The following is a 15334-nucleotide window of genomic DNA, read 5'->3' as shown; positions in this document are numbered from 1 at the left end:
TCTGCCTATATACCTTGCCAGAAAGCAATATCTATCTTGCTCTCTACATCCTTCTCTTTCTCATCAGGCAAGACATGGAAGAAGTTGTACCCGGTACGCTGTTCCAACTCTTTTATCGTTATGGTATAGAGACCGAGTTTATTGGAAGTCGGAATATCCTTATGTTCTATTATAAAACCTATGGAGTAGTGCTTCCCATCCTTAACCTTCAAAAGAGCCATGAAGTAGTACTTCGGAATAGGAACGGAAAGAGCACTGTTGTTCTTAGGGCTTATGTGTCCCCAAATATCTCCATTATATATTGTCCCACCCTTTACAACATAGAGCGTATCGCAAGAGTTTCTATCCCGTCCCCACTGCAAGACCCTTTCCTCAAGCTTTTGCCAGATACCCTGATTAAAGGAACTCTTCTGCGGACTGATGTTGGAATAGTAGAACGTCTGCATATTAGCTTCTCTTGAGAAGCTCCTATCGCTCGATGCCACAAGGTGTCCCCTGTCTGTTCCGGAAGGGAATGTTCCGCCGATACATACATTGTCGGGCAGATTCGGATCGCAGCTCCACGCATCTGTTCTGCCTACTTTTCTTTGAGAGGTTATGGCATCAAATCTGAAAGCCACCCACCTGTTATGCTTCTCTTTAAGGTCGTACTCTTGGGAGTAGTTCACTATTGTTGTGCCTCCCAAAGAGACTTTGTAGTCTATAAACTTATGGTTCTTATCATTGGAAAGCAGGGGTATCTCCATCCTCTTATCGGGAGGAGTAATAGGGTTATCAGGTAGCAGTGACGGCTTCTGACGGAATGTTACCGTAATGGTGGTAGTGGGGAAAAATACAGTCAATTCGCCTGTACGCTCCTCAAAAGAGGGATTAGGCTGTACAAAAAGAGTGATTGCCTTATCTCCTTGCCCCTCAAGATTCTGATCGGTTTCCACCCATGCTCCTGTCCCTTTCTGCCACTCGATTTTCCATTTTTTGCTGCTCTCTATCCGCAGGATGAGCTGTGCTCCCTGCTCGGAAAGCGGTTGTTCAGTTACGTTTTCTATATACGCCTTATCTTCTTTGGGCTTTTCCTGATTGATCTGTTGCCCTTTACATCCCGCAAGAAGAGAGAGCAGAGAGAAAACCAATACAAGAGTTATTGATGTCTTTTTCATAGCATTCGACTGTCTTTTTATAATAATCCAAACTATCTGTTACTACCAGCGCCAAGAGGCATTGAGAAAATAGGTCATGCCATACATGTACATATAGCGTTTTTCTACCGGTGTCAGAAGGGAGGCATCCCCTCCTTTCGGTTTGTTCCATCTGTTCTGCATCTGATCCCATCCCTGCACTTTAATATCTGTATTATTGAGCACGTTGGATGCACTCACATTAAGAGAGAGTGTGTATCGCTTTGCCACTTTCCAAGATCCTCCTACTCTGGCATCGAGTGTGAAGTATCGTCCCAACTCTTCTTGACGAGCATATTCGGACCGAAATCCGGATGTCTGTTGCAATCTCTCCGTATGAAGGGTTGGATTGATCTTGACATAAGCCCTTCCGGCATAGTTGGCAGTGATTTCTGCATACCATTGGTAAGGCGAGTTATAAGAGAGAGTTACCGATGCCATCTCCATCGGTGCTCCGGCTATCTTCGTTCCATTCCACTTCACAACCTCACCATCTCTCCCTTGGTTTGAGTTATTAGAATAATGCGAAAGCACTGCACTGCCGATATGGCTGTTATCCGAAACGGCTCCAACCAAGATAGCCCTGACGGTAGGAGAGATCTTGAGTTCCACTCCGGCTTCTACCCCGATGTACTGCTCTCCCACACCCGATAGGAGATAGTGATCCATGGTGTTTCGGATATCGTTATAGAAAGAGATTCTATCGCCTTTATCCCAAATACGAGTCATATACCCAGTCAGGCGTGCCTTTACAAATGCGTTTCGGAGAAGATAAGAAAACTCTCCGGAGAAACTCTTTTCGGCATTCAGTCCGGGAGTAAGTCGGTTGCTATTTTCGGGAAGAAGAAAAGCTATATCCGCATAAGGCGCATTACGAGAAGTATAAAGATGCGCGGAGAGATAGTGTCTTCCATTGATCTTGTACTGCGCTCCCCCTTTCACCTTATAGGTAAAGTGATTGATGGCAGCCGACTTGCCCTTACTCTCCAAAGCGTGCGCTCCATTTTTCATAAAGCCTTCTCTAACAAGGTAATCACCTCCTATCTCTGCTCCTATAAAGCTCTCCCATCTTCGGGAAGAGTGGCGAAGCTGTCCCCAAAGAGAGTTTTTCACATGACGTGTGGCGTAGAAGTAACCGAACTTATCCCCTTTTCGGACAACGTTGTAGGGGTTATCCAAATCGCTAAAAGCATCTTTCCCGGTCAGATGGCTATCCACATCGTACCAGTAATCACCACTCAACAGATCCAGCACCCGGTTATAATACCTGCTGCTATTGCCTGAGACCGAAATACCACCATCCAATCTCACGGTATTGGACAGAGACGTATTCAGAAGAGAGGTTAAGACAAGTTCTCTTTGTCTCCTGTTTTTCCCGGCTACAATATACTCCGATCTGTTTCCGACAGCAACGGGATTTCCGTTATCATCGGTTGGAGTATCGTCTGAAGGATTAAGATTGCGGTGCCTCATCCTGTCAAAATTTACGAACATATCGTGCTGCCCCGGTGCTGTCGAAGTAAATGGAGGAAACAGACGATAATAGTCGGGATAAGGATTGTCCCCTCTCCACTTCAACTCCGAAACAGAACTCCCCCCATCCCTGTACCAAAGAGTAGTAGAGAGGGTAGACATTGGAGAGATTTTCCAATCGTGAGTAAGCGTTGCCACAGGCTCAAATCTTTTAAGCACATGAACATTTCGGAGCTTTCCTCCATCCCTACCCACACCTCTATTGTAATAGTGACTGCCAAAAGCATCATAAGCCATACCCGAAGTTTCGGAGGTAAGACCTCGCTCCACAGGAGCGGCAAAAGCAGTAAGCGAAAGAGTATGCTGCGGATTCAGCTGCTTGGAAAGAGCAAGCAAAAAACTCTCTCCGAGATAGTGAGTACCTGCAACATAGCCTTCCTTACCGGCTCTCACACTTGCCGTAAGAGCCAATGACCATCCATTTTTAAGCTTTCCGGTGGAATAGTGTCCGATAATACGATGATTGTACAGCTCATTACTAAAAGAGTATCCGATGTGTCTCGATTTTTTCAAAGAGAATGCTTTCGCGGTAACGTGTTTGCTTCCACCTATGCCACCCATAGTATCATGGGCAGGAGATAATCCCCATGCCGTCCGCTCGTTTCCGGTAGCATCATTCAGCCCGGTCCATAGATACCATGGTTGCATACCGTCTTGAGTATCATTTATCACTACTCCATTGAACAGGAGAGAATGGTTTGCATCGCCATACTGTCTGGGCTGAAAAGAGAAAGCCTTCATGATGCGCGAAGATCCAAGAACAAAAGAGTCGGAAGAAGCAGAGAGTAAAGATGGAATCTCCATCATGGAAAGCGGACTATTGAAGCCAAATACGCTTCTCTCTTTCGGTGTCTCTTCTCTGTTTTCAACCTCTTGTGCCTCCAGCGGTTGCAGGCAAGAAAACAGAGCGAAAAAAGCAATAATATGTTTTGTATATCTGTTCATCTTAAGATTCGGAGGTCATCAGACCTTTATCATGATACAAAGAACGCTATTTTGGCATAGATATGCAAGACAAAATCATGCGGTATCCGATTGGAATGAGAGAGCCGTTTTTATATATTCCATACCGAAAAATGCTCACTTTTTTCTCGCTCTCTATTTTGATCGGAGAAGGTGTTTTCAGAGCAGGACCGAACTGTTAAATCCGAACCGTTTTATTAACACAATTTCCGATACCTATTTACTCAAAATGATAAAGCAATATATTTTGTCGGCTTAAAGTATTTAACGAAACCGGTAAACGTATTTACCGATTTCATTTAATACGTTTACCGGATTCAATTAACGTGTTTAGAATTTTTAGTTATAGTGTTGGTAATTAGCATTTTGAGGTTTTCACCTCCTTTTTTGCTGTTTTTTGGCACAAAATTACATTAAAATTTATTCACAAGCAGGGGTATTAAAATTCACACCTATTAACGCGAAAAAGCCCCATCAAACGGACTGAAGAAAAAATTTTTCCGAATTTGAGATTTTTCATATCAGACTGAAAACATGATATTTACAAATTCATCTTCTCTCTTGAGTTCAAAAATCGGATTTTGGGACGAACTTTCCGAGGGAATTTTCAGGTATCTGTTTTTATATAAAAGCTCCCACCTTGCGCCCTAAAAAATAGAGGGTCGAACGGGTGGATATTATGCTCAAAATACTCTACTCTGTTTCCATCACAATTCAGCCATTCAAAAGCCTCATGTTTGCCACCTGACCTGCTGAAAACAATAAAGGGATCACACGCGTGATCCCTTTATCCGTACATCGTCATAGAGATCCCTTAGCAGATCTCTATAACTTCTTCAAAACAATTTTAAGTGTCAGATTTTTGGAGTAAAGAAGAACTGCTCAAGACGAATATCCACCGGCTTAGTGCCATTATTGCGAATAAATATAATCTTAGCCTTTATCACATCTCCCCGCTTTGCCTCAAAAAGCTTTTTGTTTCGTGCATTCTGTTGCAGTTCTACGGGCTTGACTGTGTCGACAGACTCTCCGGCAAGAAGGGTCAAACCTTCGGGCCAATCTTCCATACCGATATTGAGACGAAGCTCTGTAATGGTATAGAGATTATCCAGCAATATTCCCACATAATCACCGGTAGCCATAGTGGTGTATTCCAACTTCTTTACGATGAAAAGATTGCGCTTGCTATACGTAAGTGGCTGATGCTCAAAAGCCGGATTGTTGGTGTATATCTTATGGGGCAGATACTGCTGATCCGACTTAAGATCCGTGCCGTACTGCTTGTTGTATTGGCTTACAAGAGTAGCAAAGAGCTTTGTTGCAGCAGGAAGCATTACTTTCTCCGCACTTTTTACTCCGGGTTGATGAGGATGAAGATCGGCTCCGGTATCTATCTTATACATCTCTTGTTGAAGAGTACGAATACGGTAGTAATGCTTCATAAAGGCAGTTCTATCTCCTTTTATTGCAGCATCTTGCAGAGCTATCACCTCTTGTCCGAGAGAGCCTACATGGATAAACATCGGAAGCCATACACCAATCTCTTTCAGAAGTTGAGGATTGTCTGTGGAGTGTAGTAGTATATCGCCACTCTCTTCCATCTGTTCATACTCCGATCTGATCGCTTCTCTTTCTTCCGGTGTAGCAGTTCCGTCCAACCACTTTTGCATGATCGGAGCGATGTGTGAAGACTCTTCCCTGCGATAGCGATGCCCGTTTTCGCCCAAGTCGCTGTTGTGTTTGCCAACCACTTCCAATGCTTTGTAAGATTGTGGCATAACCTTTCTTAAGGAGGATAACCATGAAGTTTTTGGATCAAAACTCTTCATATTCCAGAGATAATCCCCTACGGAATAAACCGCTATCTTGGATGCCTCTGCGTGCTCCATAGGATTGGAGACAAATCCGCTTACCTTATCGGCAATCTCTTTGCTGTTACCATACACGGGGCCCAATAAGATATGATCTCTGACATAATCGGTTACAGGGTAGTTCCACCAAATGTATGCCTTTCTGCCTATCTGCTCATTGATCCACTCCATGGTAGGGACATCAATATCGGCAACCACGGTATTGCCGGTCCACATAATGCGTATGGAGGGGTGGAGATTCTGACCTAAGGTCTTAAGGTATCCGCCTTTCACATTCGCCCATCCCTTGTTATACTCCGTAGGACAGATGATCAGTGGTGCCACATCTCCCTTTCTGGCAACAAAATTGGTATGTAGGAAGTTGAGCAGTTCTGCTTGTTTCTCTGCCTTTGTTCCCTCTCCCGAAATATCATCGAAGAATACGGCATAGGCTCGAACACCTTTTTGGTACATCGCATCAAACTTGGAGAGAAGATTTTGACGATCTTCTTCGTTCCATTTGATGTCTTTCCCCGGGTGGATAGCCCAAACGAACTGAACCTTATTCCGATTTGCCACCTCGACCAAACGACGTATCTTTTCTGCCTCATCCGCAGGATAAGGAGCTCGCCAATGTGGTGAAGAGTGATAAGGATCATCCTTAGGTCCATATATATAGATGTTCATCTTGGACTCTCCTATTGCTTCTATCATACTCATTCGAGCTTCAAAGCTCCAGGGAGTACCATAAAAGCCTTCCACTACTCCGCGATCTTCAACATCGGGAGCATCTTTTATCTCCACCGGATATACCTCTTCCCTGCTCAGGATGTCCAATAGCGTCGAGACGCCATAGAATGTACCGGTTTCGTCAGCTCCTACAACCCACGCTCCTTGCTTGTCCACTTTGAGATAGTATGCGCCCGACTTGTTCGGAACACTCTTTGCGTATCGAGAGACAGCTCTATCCCCCACTTCTCCAATAGTAATGGTGAATGCCTTGCTCTTGATCTGACGCTGAAGGGTAAACTCTAACAATTTGCCATACGCACTTTTATCTGCCCACTTTTCTCCTTTAGCCACCGGATTGTATTGGGATAAAGCTATCGGAGTATCTCCCCAAACAATAGAATGAGGTACGGGAGACGGATTGTGTTTCTGCGCCCAAACCAAAGAAGAAGAGCCTAACAATAGGGAACAAGAGAGTAAAACAGTCCTTAAACTCATGATTGAAACTTTTGTATAGTGGTGAAGTATTCTTGCTTGATCTTATCAAAGAGGGTCGCTACCGGGACAATCTCGTTCAGCTGATAAGCCACTTGCCCTATTTCTAACTCTCCGGCAGAGAGGTCTCCCTCAAAGATGCCTTTTTTGCTACGCCCTCTGCCCAACAGTGTTGCCAGCTCTTCTTTTGTGGCACCTCGATCTTCGTAACTTATAACCTCTTGGGCAAAATCATTCAGAATCATACGTGTGGGAGACAGCTTCTTTAGCAACAGCATTGTTTCACCTTCGGATAGAGAAACAGACTTCTTCTTGAAGTTGTCATGAGCGGAACTCTCTTCGGTCAAAGCAAATGCACTTCCGATCTGAACGCCATCCGCTCCCAAACAGAGAGCTGCTGCCATGGCTCTTCCGCTACCTATACCTCCGGCGGCAATCAGGGGTATTTCTATCGCATCCGCAACCGAAGGGATAAGACACATCGTTGTGGTCTCCTCTCTTCCATTGTGTCCTCCTGCTTCAAAGCCCTCTGCCACTACGGCATCAACCCCTGCATCCTGACTCTTAAGAGCAAACTTGACACTGCTTACAACGTGTGCCACTTTGATTCCTTCCGATTGCAGTGTTTTGGTCCAGGTTTTAGGATTTCCGGCAGAAGTGAATACTACAGGAACATGCTCATCCATGATAATCTTCATAACCTCTTCCATATCCGGGTACATAAGAGGCACATTAACACCAAAAGGCAGATCTGTTGCTTTCTTAGCTTTTTGAATATGTTCACGAAGTACTTCCGGATACATGGAACCTGCTCCCATCAATCCCAATCCGCCTGCATTCGACACTGCGGTAGCCAGTTTATATCCGCTACACCAAACCATTCCTCCCGATATTATAGGAAAATCTATTCCAAACAACCGGGTTATTCTATTATTCTTCATCTCTGTATGTTTTATAAGTTTCGTAATAAGAAAGGGTAAAGATAACTATTTTGAGCAAGACTTCTTTGGGAAATATGTAAGAGAAGGTAAAGAACAAAATATGAATCTGAAGATGATTCAGAATAATTATGGTATAGTTGTTATTTATTCAGGTTTATTATTACATTTGCAATCGGAGCGTTTAGCAAGAATCTGATACAAAGCGATGGGAAAGATCTATGTAAACCAATAATATTAACCCCTTGCTATCATTAGAGAAAACTCCAATGATGGTTTTTTTACGTACTAAATACAACTATGAAACGATTACTTTTTTGCTTAGCAGCTTTAATGCTTTTATCAGTTGGCTGTTCTGAGAACCAGAACAATGAGGTCAAGAAATTAACCTTGACGCTTTCTGCCGACAAGGCAACTTTTGTAGCGGATAACACCGATGTTGTTACTTTTAAGGTAATAGACCAAGACAACAAAGATGTATCTTCTAACGTAACCATTAAGGTTAATAACAACGCCATAAATGGCAACACATTCAAAACAGACAAGGCAGGCACTTATAAGGTTGTTGCTTCTTTGGATAAAACTGTTTCGAATGAAATAACCATCACAGCTCAGAAGTCCGATGAACTTGAAAAGGAAAAGACTCTTGTTTTAACTTCGGATAAGGCTTCTATTCTGGCTGACGGAAAGGATAAAATCACTTTTACTGTCAAAAAGAAAGATGGAACAGACATAACTTCCGATCCAAAAACCAAAATTAGAGTGGACGGTGTAGGAATAACCGGCAACACCTATATCTGCGCAAGTGCAAAAGAATACAAAGCTATTGCTTATTATGAAGAAGAAGAGTCTAATGAGCTGGTATTCCAAGCCAATCTCGCTCAAGCCATTAAGCTGGAAGCAGATGTTATTAAAGTCAATCTTGATGATTCTCCCAAAATCACATTTAAAGTTTCGGATAAGGATGGAAAAGACATCACAAAAGATTCTGAGATATTCTATGAAGAAAAGACCTTGGAAGGCAATGTATTCGCTCCCACATCAGCCGGAGACTTTACATTCAAAGCAAGATATCAAGGTAATATCTCTAACATTGTCAAGATTACAGTAGTAGCTCCTATATCCAATTTCTTCATAAAGCTCGATAAGGAAAGATTTACCGCCGATGGTGAAGATATTGCTTCTTTCATGTGTTTTGATGCAGACCAAAATGATAAGGATATTACAGAACTTGTAACATTTGAAGTAGATGGGAAAGATATAGAAAGCAACTATATCACTTCAAGACAGAAAAAGACATTTTTGGTAAAAGCAAAACTTAAAGGTAGAACTTCCCAGCCTGTATCCATTACAGCAGTTGATGAATTTGAACCAACAAGCAGATTATACGTAGAAGACTTTACCGGTCTTTGGTGTCCATATTGTCCAAGATATCTGTTTATGATGGAAGATGCGACAAAAGAGTCTAAAATTGTAGGCTTGGCTCTACACATAGATGATAAATGGAACTCACCGGAGTGTAAAAAGATTGCTAATAAGCTAAAAGTTCCAGGCTATCCTTCTATCGTGCTTTACAGAGATAAATTCTATAAACAAGGCGGTGATGTACAAACGCTTCTCACCCATAGAAAACCAACTACCGATGTCGGTATATCCATGAAAACCGATGTTGTTGGAGAAGAAGTCGTAGCAGATGTTAAGATCAAAGCAACAAAGGATATGAAAAAGATCAAATGTGTTGCCATACTGTTTGAAAACAAACTTGAAGGATGGCAAAGAAACGCATTGGGTCAAAGCAATGGTCTTCCTAATCCTTTCAAATCCGAACATAGCCATGTCTATCGAACCAGCCACGGAGATGCAACCTTCGGAAATCCTATCGAACTTACTGCCAACAAGACACTATCCCAAACTTTCAAATTCACAATGAAAGGCGATTGGAAAAAAGAGAATTGCGGTGTAGCCATATTGATCACAACCGAAGATGACAAAGTAATCAACGCCCAAAGAGCTAATGTAGGCTCAGGTTGTGGATTCTAAATATTATCATCATCCATTCTTTCCCTTCTGAGAGTGGAAAGGATGGATGATTTTTTTATCACATTTCTAAACTTTCTAAATCGTTATTGTAATGAAAAAACTTGCTATCGGGCTTATATTCCTATTCTGCTGTATATCGGCTCTGTCTGCTCAGAATGTAAAGATCGAAAAGCTAAATGGAGAGCATCAAAGCTTTTCCGAGGTCATCAAAGGTGATAAACCTGTGATTGTTTCATTTTGGGCAACCTGGTGTAAGCCTTGTATCAATGAAATGGAAGCCATGAAAGAGATCCGGGACAGATGGGAAGGCAAGGTAAGGGTTGTATCTATCTCCATAGATGACTCTCGCTCCAAATCCAAAGTACCCTCTTTCGTAAAAGCTCGGAATCTTCCTTTCGAATTCTATCTGGACAGCAATCAAGAGCTTTACAAGAGCTTGAACGCAACTTCCGTTCCTTTCATCTTCATCTATAACAACGGAAAGCAGGTTTACAAACACAACGGATACAATCCCGGAGACGAAGAATATCTTGTGGACGAGGCTTTGAAATATGTGAAGTAATATCGGAAATATCTTATCTGTAAAAGAGATTTATATGAAAAGAAGATTCAATGCCATTCTCTGTGCACTTGGAATCGTCGCCATTGCAACTCCCACAATATTGGCTCAAAATGAGAAAAAGGAGAAATATTGGGGCAGGCTCAATGGAGGAATAGAGTCCAATGCCGCGCTTTATAAGAAAGACGAGAATGATCCCGATGCTAAAAACTATGGCGATAACACCTATCTGAATCTCAGATACAACTATAAGAACTTCAATGCCGGACTGCAATACGAACTCTATCTTCCCCCTCTAAAAGGTTTTTCTCAAGAGCTCAAAGGACACGGTCTCACTCATTACTATCTTAATTATAGTGCAGAGAAGCTCAACGTAACCTTAGGAAGTTTTTACGAGCAGTTTGGTAGCGGACTCATCTTTCGTGCATACGAAGAGAGAGCATTGGGTATCAACAACTCTCTTAGAGGTCTCAACATCAAATATACCCCTTCAAATTGGCTGACTCTAAAGGCGATGGGCGGACAGCCGAGACGCTACATGGAGTATGCAGATGCTTTCATGTGGGGAGGAGATGCGGAGCTGTCTGCCATCAAACTCTTCAAGAAAGAGTCCGAATACGATGTAACACTGGGCGGTTCCTGGGTTTCTCGTCATAATACAAAAACAATAGAGGAATCCGAAGAGCCTGCTCGTGTGGATCTGTTCAGTACAAGGGCAGGGTTCTACTCTCCCAGCTTCAATCTTGGAATAGAATATACCGGCAAGGGAATGAGTCAAACCTTCTCTCCGGCAGAGGGATCTTATCCGGCAGAAGCAGGAGATGCGCTACTGATCAATGCAGACTATATCCGCCCCAACTTCGGTATATCCGGGGTGTTCAGGCGGATAGAGCACATGGACTTTAGGATAGACAACAAACTGGAACAGCTTTATATCCCGATAAACTATGTTCCGGCTCTGACCAAACAACACAAGTACACACTTCCCGGACTTCATCCGCATGTTACCGAACTTGGTGGAGAGATTGGCGGACAGGTAGACCTCTTCTGGAATATCTCCGGTACTGCATTAGGGAAATACCCATTGAAGATCGCCTTAAATGCCTCTCACTACAAATCTTTGGGGAATAACTTTAAGAAAACAATGCCTTTCTTTGGTCAGGATGGTAGTAATCTCTTCTCCGAAGTAGCTCTTGAGGTGGGAAAACAGATCAACAGATCGATAAAAACGACCATTGGACTTTATTATCAGAACAAGTTTTACATATCTGAAAACTACGACTCCTATATCGGTGTAATAGACTTCCTTTGGAGAGCCAATAGGAAGCTGTCTCTAAGAACAGAGCTACAATATATGTCTACCGAAATGGAAGAGAAGGGTTGGCTATTCGGCCTTCTTGAGGTGGGATTTGCCCCAAACTGGATGGTTTACGTAAGCGATATGTACAACCATGGCGGAGAGAAAAAAGAACACTATTATATGGCAGGTTGTTCTTTCACTTATAATGGTCTCCGACTCACGGCAAGCTACGGAAGATCAAGAGCCGGCACTCAGTGTGTAGGAGGTATATGTAGATTTGTTCCGGAATACACCGGGCTTATGGCAGGTCTATCCTATACATTCTGACAAGATATACGAACAGCATATTCCTAAAAGAGAGGCTGTCACTTGTGTCCGGCACACAGTGGTAGCCTCTCTTCTTTACTCTCTTTTCAACGGGAAAGAGAAAAATACCCATAAGCATCCATGGGGAGCATCACTTCAAGACAACACTTCCCCACTACTCCTACATTGTATCCTGCTTATTCTTCTGCGACATGGTTGCCGTTCAGTTCGTAAAAATATGCGATACAACTCTTGAATAAACCTATTCATTTGATTCTTTAGACCTATTAGAAAGTTGCTCTTAATCCTTTAAGAACTACAACTCAGGGCTTGATTTCCGCAAATCGAAATTTGACCTGTACAAACCGCACCATGAATCTTGCTCATCAAGCTTTGAAAAACAGTTCTTAATCCGTTTACTCTTAAATGTAAATATGGATAACCAAGTTTTTGAACACTATCATCAAACTTCTTACCGTGTCGGGCAGAGATTTGCCAAGCAATAATTTTAGGAAGAAGCCATTTACTTCCCCAATAAGCGATCCTTTTCTCAAGATATTATCACTTCTCTTTGGTCTTGCCATGAGCTTGGGAGTAGAGAATAAACAGCCGGAAAGAGAGGGATCAAATCATTTGAGGAAGATAAAATCCTATATCCCATACAATCTTGACAGACAGATAGAAGAGTGCAAAATAAGCAGATAAAAAAGAGAAGGTACCGGTCATAACCGATACCCTCTCTTAAAATGATTCTAACAGAACTGTTTCTCCGCTTCGGACAGAACAGATATAAGATTGCTCTGCTATTGGTTGCGGAGTTTTATGTCCGAATTAGTCAAGATTGTTCCAATACTCCATATTTTTGATAATCTCAATGGTTACCTTTCTGTCTCCCTCTCTTATGATATGAGACTTAGCAACCGGCATTGCAGCAATCTTCTTGCCTACGCCTCTACTCTTAAGCATATCAGCAGAAACACCACGTTCCAGCAGGCCTTCAACAACGGCTTGAGCTCTTTTACGAGATAGTACCTCGTTGTATCGCTCGCTACCTCTGCTGTCTGTATGCCCTGTGATGAGGAACTTATGCTGAGACATTCTCTTAAGAATAACAGCTGCATCATCAAGAATCTTTGCAGACTCCGGTGTTATGTCGTACTTATCAAATTCAAAATTGATATTGGCAAACAACATATAGAGAGGTTCGCTCTCTTTTTCCACGTACTTGATGATCTCTTTTTCTACCGGTTTTTCTACGATTTGTCGTACAATCTTTTCTCGGTAGATCACTTTAGGAGCCTCTTTGGTCTCCCCTATTCTGAACATTACTCTGGCGAGAACGCGAGGGAAGTTGAGCTTGCTCTTAGTGAAAGAGGTAAGATAATCTGCTTGAAGTCCAAAGCCGATGCGGTCATTGAACCAGCTGTTGACACCCACTCCAAAAGATGCCAAGAAAGCATGCTTCTGATTATCTGCTTTGCTGTTAAACTCATCCGAGTGAGTCCACTTCAGATTATCCCCCTGAAAGTTGGGGAGCATTCCGCTTCTTGTCAAATAAAAATCTTTGAAGAGATAGTTTGCTCCTATTCTGAAGTAAGGTTCAACATACTTTTTATTGAAGAGAGGGGTTAGGCGAAACTGTGCGCCCAATCCTCCCATTCCATAAAACTTATATTGGTTCATCTTTTCCGAAGAAAAGCTGTTGGCCCAGCCGAGTGTCGCTTGGATGTCCGCATACAACCACGGATTGATCTCTCTTGCCAAGTAGATATTCCCCCCGATCATCATGTTTCTGAGATCAAGATTGTAAACATCCCCTTTAGCAGAAGAGCGATAACTGTGAAAATTCATGCGACTGATGTTGAAAACATCAGCTCCCAATCCTATCTCCCAACTCTTTTTCGGATTCACTTTACCGGCAGACTCTTTCATACCGGACTCCTGAGCCGATACTCCAATGGAGAAAACGAGCAAAGAGGAAAGTAATATATATTTTAGTGATGACATAATCTTTGTTTTATAGTTAAATATCAACGGATGTCAGAAATTATGTTGGCATGAAAATGGTTACTCTGACAAGCAAGTTTGGAGAGTAAGCCTTACCTTCAGAGAGAGCCCAAATATTGACAATAAATGTATTTTCAAATGTATCTATGCTTATAGTAGCCTTTCCTTCTCCATCTGCAGGTTTCTGATAAACTTCGATATTCGATGTTGGTCCTCCCCCACCATAATATCCTTCAAGACCAATTGTTTGATAATAAATAGTCGCATTAGGATCCGATTGAACTTCTATCAGAGTAGGCTGAGATGGATGACCAGGATATTCGGGGTCATCATGCGGTGGCTCCGGTTCTTCCGGTGGAGCCACTACTCCTATCATAGGGTCTCCCGGAATCACACTAAGTATGGATAGCTTTGTTACCTTAACTTCGCCGGGGCCTCCCTTCTCTCCTTTCATATAGAGCATAAAGTGAGCCATGGACTTGTTATTCTTATCCCAAACATTTCCGTCCTTGTCAAAAATAGTTCCCTTTTCGACTTCTTCTACCCAAATTTCATAAGCAGATTTTCCTTTTCCCGATTCACCCTTTTCACCTACTGCAGAAACACCGGTGTTGATACCGTTAATGTACCAATAACCATCTATTATTTCGACTTTGTCTCCAGGAGCTCCTGACGATCCATCATTACCTTTATCGCCCTTGTCTCCGGAATTACCTTTATCTCCTTTGTCTCCTTTCTGACCTTGGTTACCTTTATCGCCTTTGTCGCCCTTTTCACCTTGGTCGCCTTTATCGCCCTTTTCACCTTGGTCGCCTTTATCGCCCTTTTCACCTTGGTCGCCTTTATCGCCCTTTTCACCTTGGTCGCCTTCTTTTTACCATCCTTTCCTCTGGCAGGGATACCGGTATCTTTATCTCCTATTTGCCAATTTCCTTTAGAATTGATAAAAGGAGTATCCCCCTTATCTCCTTTGGCACCTGTAAGGAAAAGATAAAAATCTCTCTTGGTATTCTTTTCCGGATTCCATTTCTCTCCGGGTTTGTGAGGATTATCCACCGAACCATCTCTGATCCAGTCTTGCCAAATAGCAAAAGCATCCTTACCGGAGTCTCCCTTTGCACCCTTGAGATACTTGAAATAGTTCGCAAGGTCTGTACCATTTTCCCATTGGATCGTCTTGTTTTGTACAGCTTCGACCCAAACTTCATACGCACTCAATCCCCTCGGTCCCGGAGGAGACAAGATCTCAATGCGATCACATGAAGCCATGCTGATAAGCACTGCTACCAGCACAATGTACTTATAAATCGTCTTCATATCTAAATAAATAAAAAAGCGTCGAAAATATAAAAAAGAGATTTCGACATACAGTTTGTTTAATAAATATAATTTTGAATGGTTAATTAACCAAATCGACGCAAAATTAACAAAAAAACCGA

At 42.5% G+C, this 15334-nt stretch carries 11 protein-coding genes; 4 read left to right on the top strand and 7 right to left on the bottom strand.

From position 1 onward, the window contains the following. Window positions 1–5 precede the first annotated feature (5 nt). From HQ29_RS09910 to HQ29_RS05695, 4 genes are all read right to left on the bottom strand, one after another. Window positions 6–1157 carry a DNA/RNA non-specific endonuclease gene (locus HQ29_RS09910; RefSeq protein ID WP_052089881.1) on the bottom strand — a complete coding sequence of 384 codons (1152 nt, stop codon included), beginning with the start codon at window positions 1155–1157 and terminating at the stop codon, window positions 6–8. Between the two features lie 42 nt (window positions 1158–1199). Next, window positions 1200–3653, bottom strand: coding sequence for a TonB-dependent receptor (locus HQ29_RS05710; protein WP_152566498.1), 2454 nt, complete (start codon window positions 3651–3653; stop codon window positions 1200–1202). A gap of 872 nt (window positions 3654–4525) precedes the next feature. Next, window positions 4526–6748 carry a beta-N-acetylglucosaminidase gene (locus HQ29_RS05700; RefSeq protein WP_052089879.1) on the bottom strand — a complete coding sequence of 741 codons (2223 nt, stop codon included), beginning with the start codon at window positions 6746–6748 and terminating at the stop codon, window positions 4526–4528. After that, window positions 6745–7686 carry an NAD(P)H-dependent flavin oxidoreductase gene (locus HQ29_RS05695; protein WP_036846181.1) on the bottom strand — a complete coding sequence of 314 codons (942 nt, stop codon included), beginning with the start codon at window positions 7684–7686 and terminating at the stop codon, window positions 6745–6747. Before HQ29_RS05695 ends, HQ29_RS05700 begins: the two co-directional genes overlap by 4 nt. 297 nt (window positions 7687–7983) lie before the next feature. On the opposite strand from HQ29_RS05695, the gene HQ29_RS05690 reads away from it, so the two are divergent. The 4 genes from HQ29_RS05690 (at window position 7984) to HQ29_RS10275 (ending at window position 12593) form a co-directional block, all read left to right on the top strand. Further along, the gene (locus HQ29_RS05690) at window positions 7984–9723 is read left to right on the top strand and encodes an Omp28-related outer membrane protein (RefSeq protein WP_082226849.1); all 1740 of its coding nucleotides are present in this window, start codon (window positions 7984–7986) and stop codon (window positions 9721–9723) included. A 91-nt stretch (window positions 9724–9814) separates the two neighbouring features. After that, complete coding sequence (locus HQ29_RS05685; protein ID WP_052089877.1) at window positions 9815–10285, top strand: TlpA family protein disulfide reductase; 471 nt, start codon at window positions 9815–9817, stop codon at window positions 10283–10285. A 34-nt stretch (window positions 10286–10319) separates the two neighbouring features. Beyond that, window positions 10320–11909, top strand: a complete 1590-nt coding sequence (locus HQ29_RS05680) for a DUF6029 family protein (protein WP_036868158.1) — start codon at window positions 10320–10322, stop codon at window positions 11907–11909. 429 nt (window positions 11910–12338) lie between these two features. Then, complete coding sequence (locus HQ29_RS10275; protein ID WP_152566497.1) at window positions 12339–12593, top strand: hypothetical protein; 255 nt, start codon at window positions 12339–12341, stop codon at window positions 12591–12593. Between the two features lie 126 nt (window positions 12594–12719). Here the strand turns inward: HQ29_RS10275 and HQ29_RS05675 are convergent, their stop codons facing one another. From HQ29_RS05675 to HQ29_RS10500, 3 genes are all read right to left on the bottom strand, one after another. Beyond that, a complete protein-coding gene (locus tag HQ29_RS05675; RefSeq protein WP_036846161.1) occupies window positions 12720–13895 on the bottom strand; it encodes an OmpA family protein in 1176 nt (391 codons plus the stop codon). A 40-nt stretch (window positions 13896–13935) separates the two neighbouring features. Continuing rightward, a complete protein-coding gene (locus HQ29_RS10505) occupies window positions 13936–14370 on the bottom strand; it encodes a hypothetical protein (protein ID WP_052089875.1) in 435 nt (144 codons plus the stop codon). Window positions 14371–14537: 167 nt separating this feature from the next. Continuing rightward, window positions 14538–15212, bottom strand: a complete 675-nt coding sequence (locus HQ29_RS10500; protein WP_052089873.1) for a hypothetical protein — start codon at window positions 15210–15212, stop codon at window positions 14538–14540. Between the last annotated feature and the right edge of the window lie 122 nt (window positions 15213–15334).

It is taken from the genome of Porphyromonas canoris, assembly GCF_000765975.1.
Classification (GTDB): domain Bacteria; phylum Bacteroidota; class Bacteroidia; order Bacteroidales; family Porphyromonadaceae; genus Porphyromonas_A; species Porphyromonas_A canoris.
The sequence above is the reverse complement of the archived record's forward strand: the minus strand, read 5'-3'. Positions and strand labels throughout refer to the sequence as shown.

Excerpts from the sequence above, each read along its gene's own strand:
- HQ29_RS05675 (WP_036846161.1), bottom strand. The coding sequence starts at position 13,895 with ATGTCATCACTAAAATATATATTACTTTCCTCTTTGCTCGTTTTCTCC.
- HQ29_RS05710 (WP_152566498.1), bottom strand. The coding sequence starts at position 3,653 with ATGAACAGATATACAAAACATATTATTGCTTTTTTCGCTCTGTTTTCT.
- HQ29_RS05690 (WP_082226849.1), top strand. The coding sequence starts at position 7,984 with ATGAAACGATTACTTTTTTGCTTAGCAGCTTTAATGCTTTTATCAGTT.
- HQ29_RS10500 (WP_052089873.1), bottom strand. The coding sequence starts at position 15,212 with ATGAAGACGATTTATAAGTACATTGTGCTGGTAGCAGTGCTTATCAGC.
- HQ29_RS09910 (WP_052089881.1), bottom strand. The coding sequence starts at position 1,157 with ATGAAAAAGACATCAATAACTCTTGTATTGGTTTTCTCTCTGCTCTCT.
- HQ29_RS05685 (WP_052089877.1), top strand. The coding sequence starts at position 9,815 with ATGAAAAAACTTGCTATCGGGCTTATATTCCTATTCTGCTGTATATCG.
- HQ29_RS05695 (WP_036846181.1), bottom strand. The coding sequence starts at position 7,686 with ATGAAGAATAATAGAATAACCCGGTTGTTTGGAATAGATTTTCCTATA.
- HQ29_RS05700 (WP_052089879.1), bottom strand. The coding sequence starts at position 6,748 with ATGAGTTTAAGGACTGTTTTACTCTCTTGTTCCCTATTGTTAGGCTCT.
- HQ29_RS05680 (WP_036868158.1), top strand. The coding sequence starts at position 10,320 with ATGAAAAGAAGATTCAATGCCATTCTCTGTGCACTTGGAATCGTCGCC.
- HQ29_RS10505 (WP_052089875.1), bottom strand. The coding sequence starts at position 14,370 with ATGGCTCACTTTATGCTCTATATGAAAGGAGAGAAGGGAGGCCCCGGC.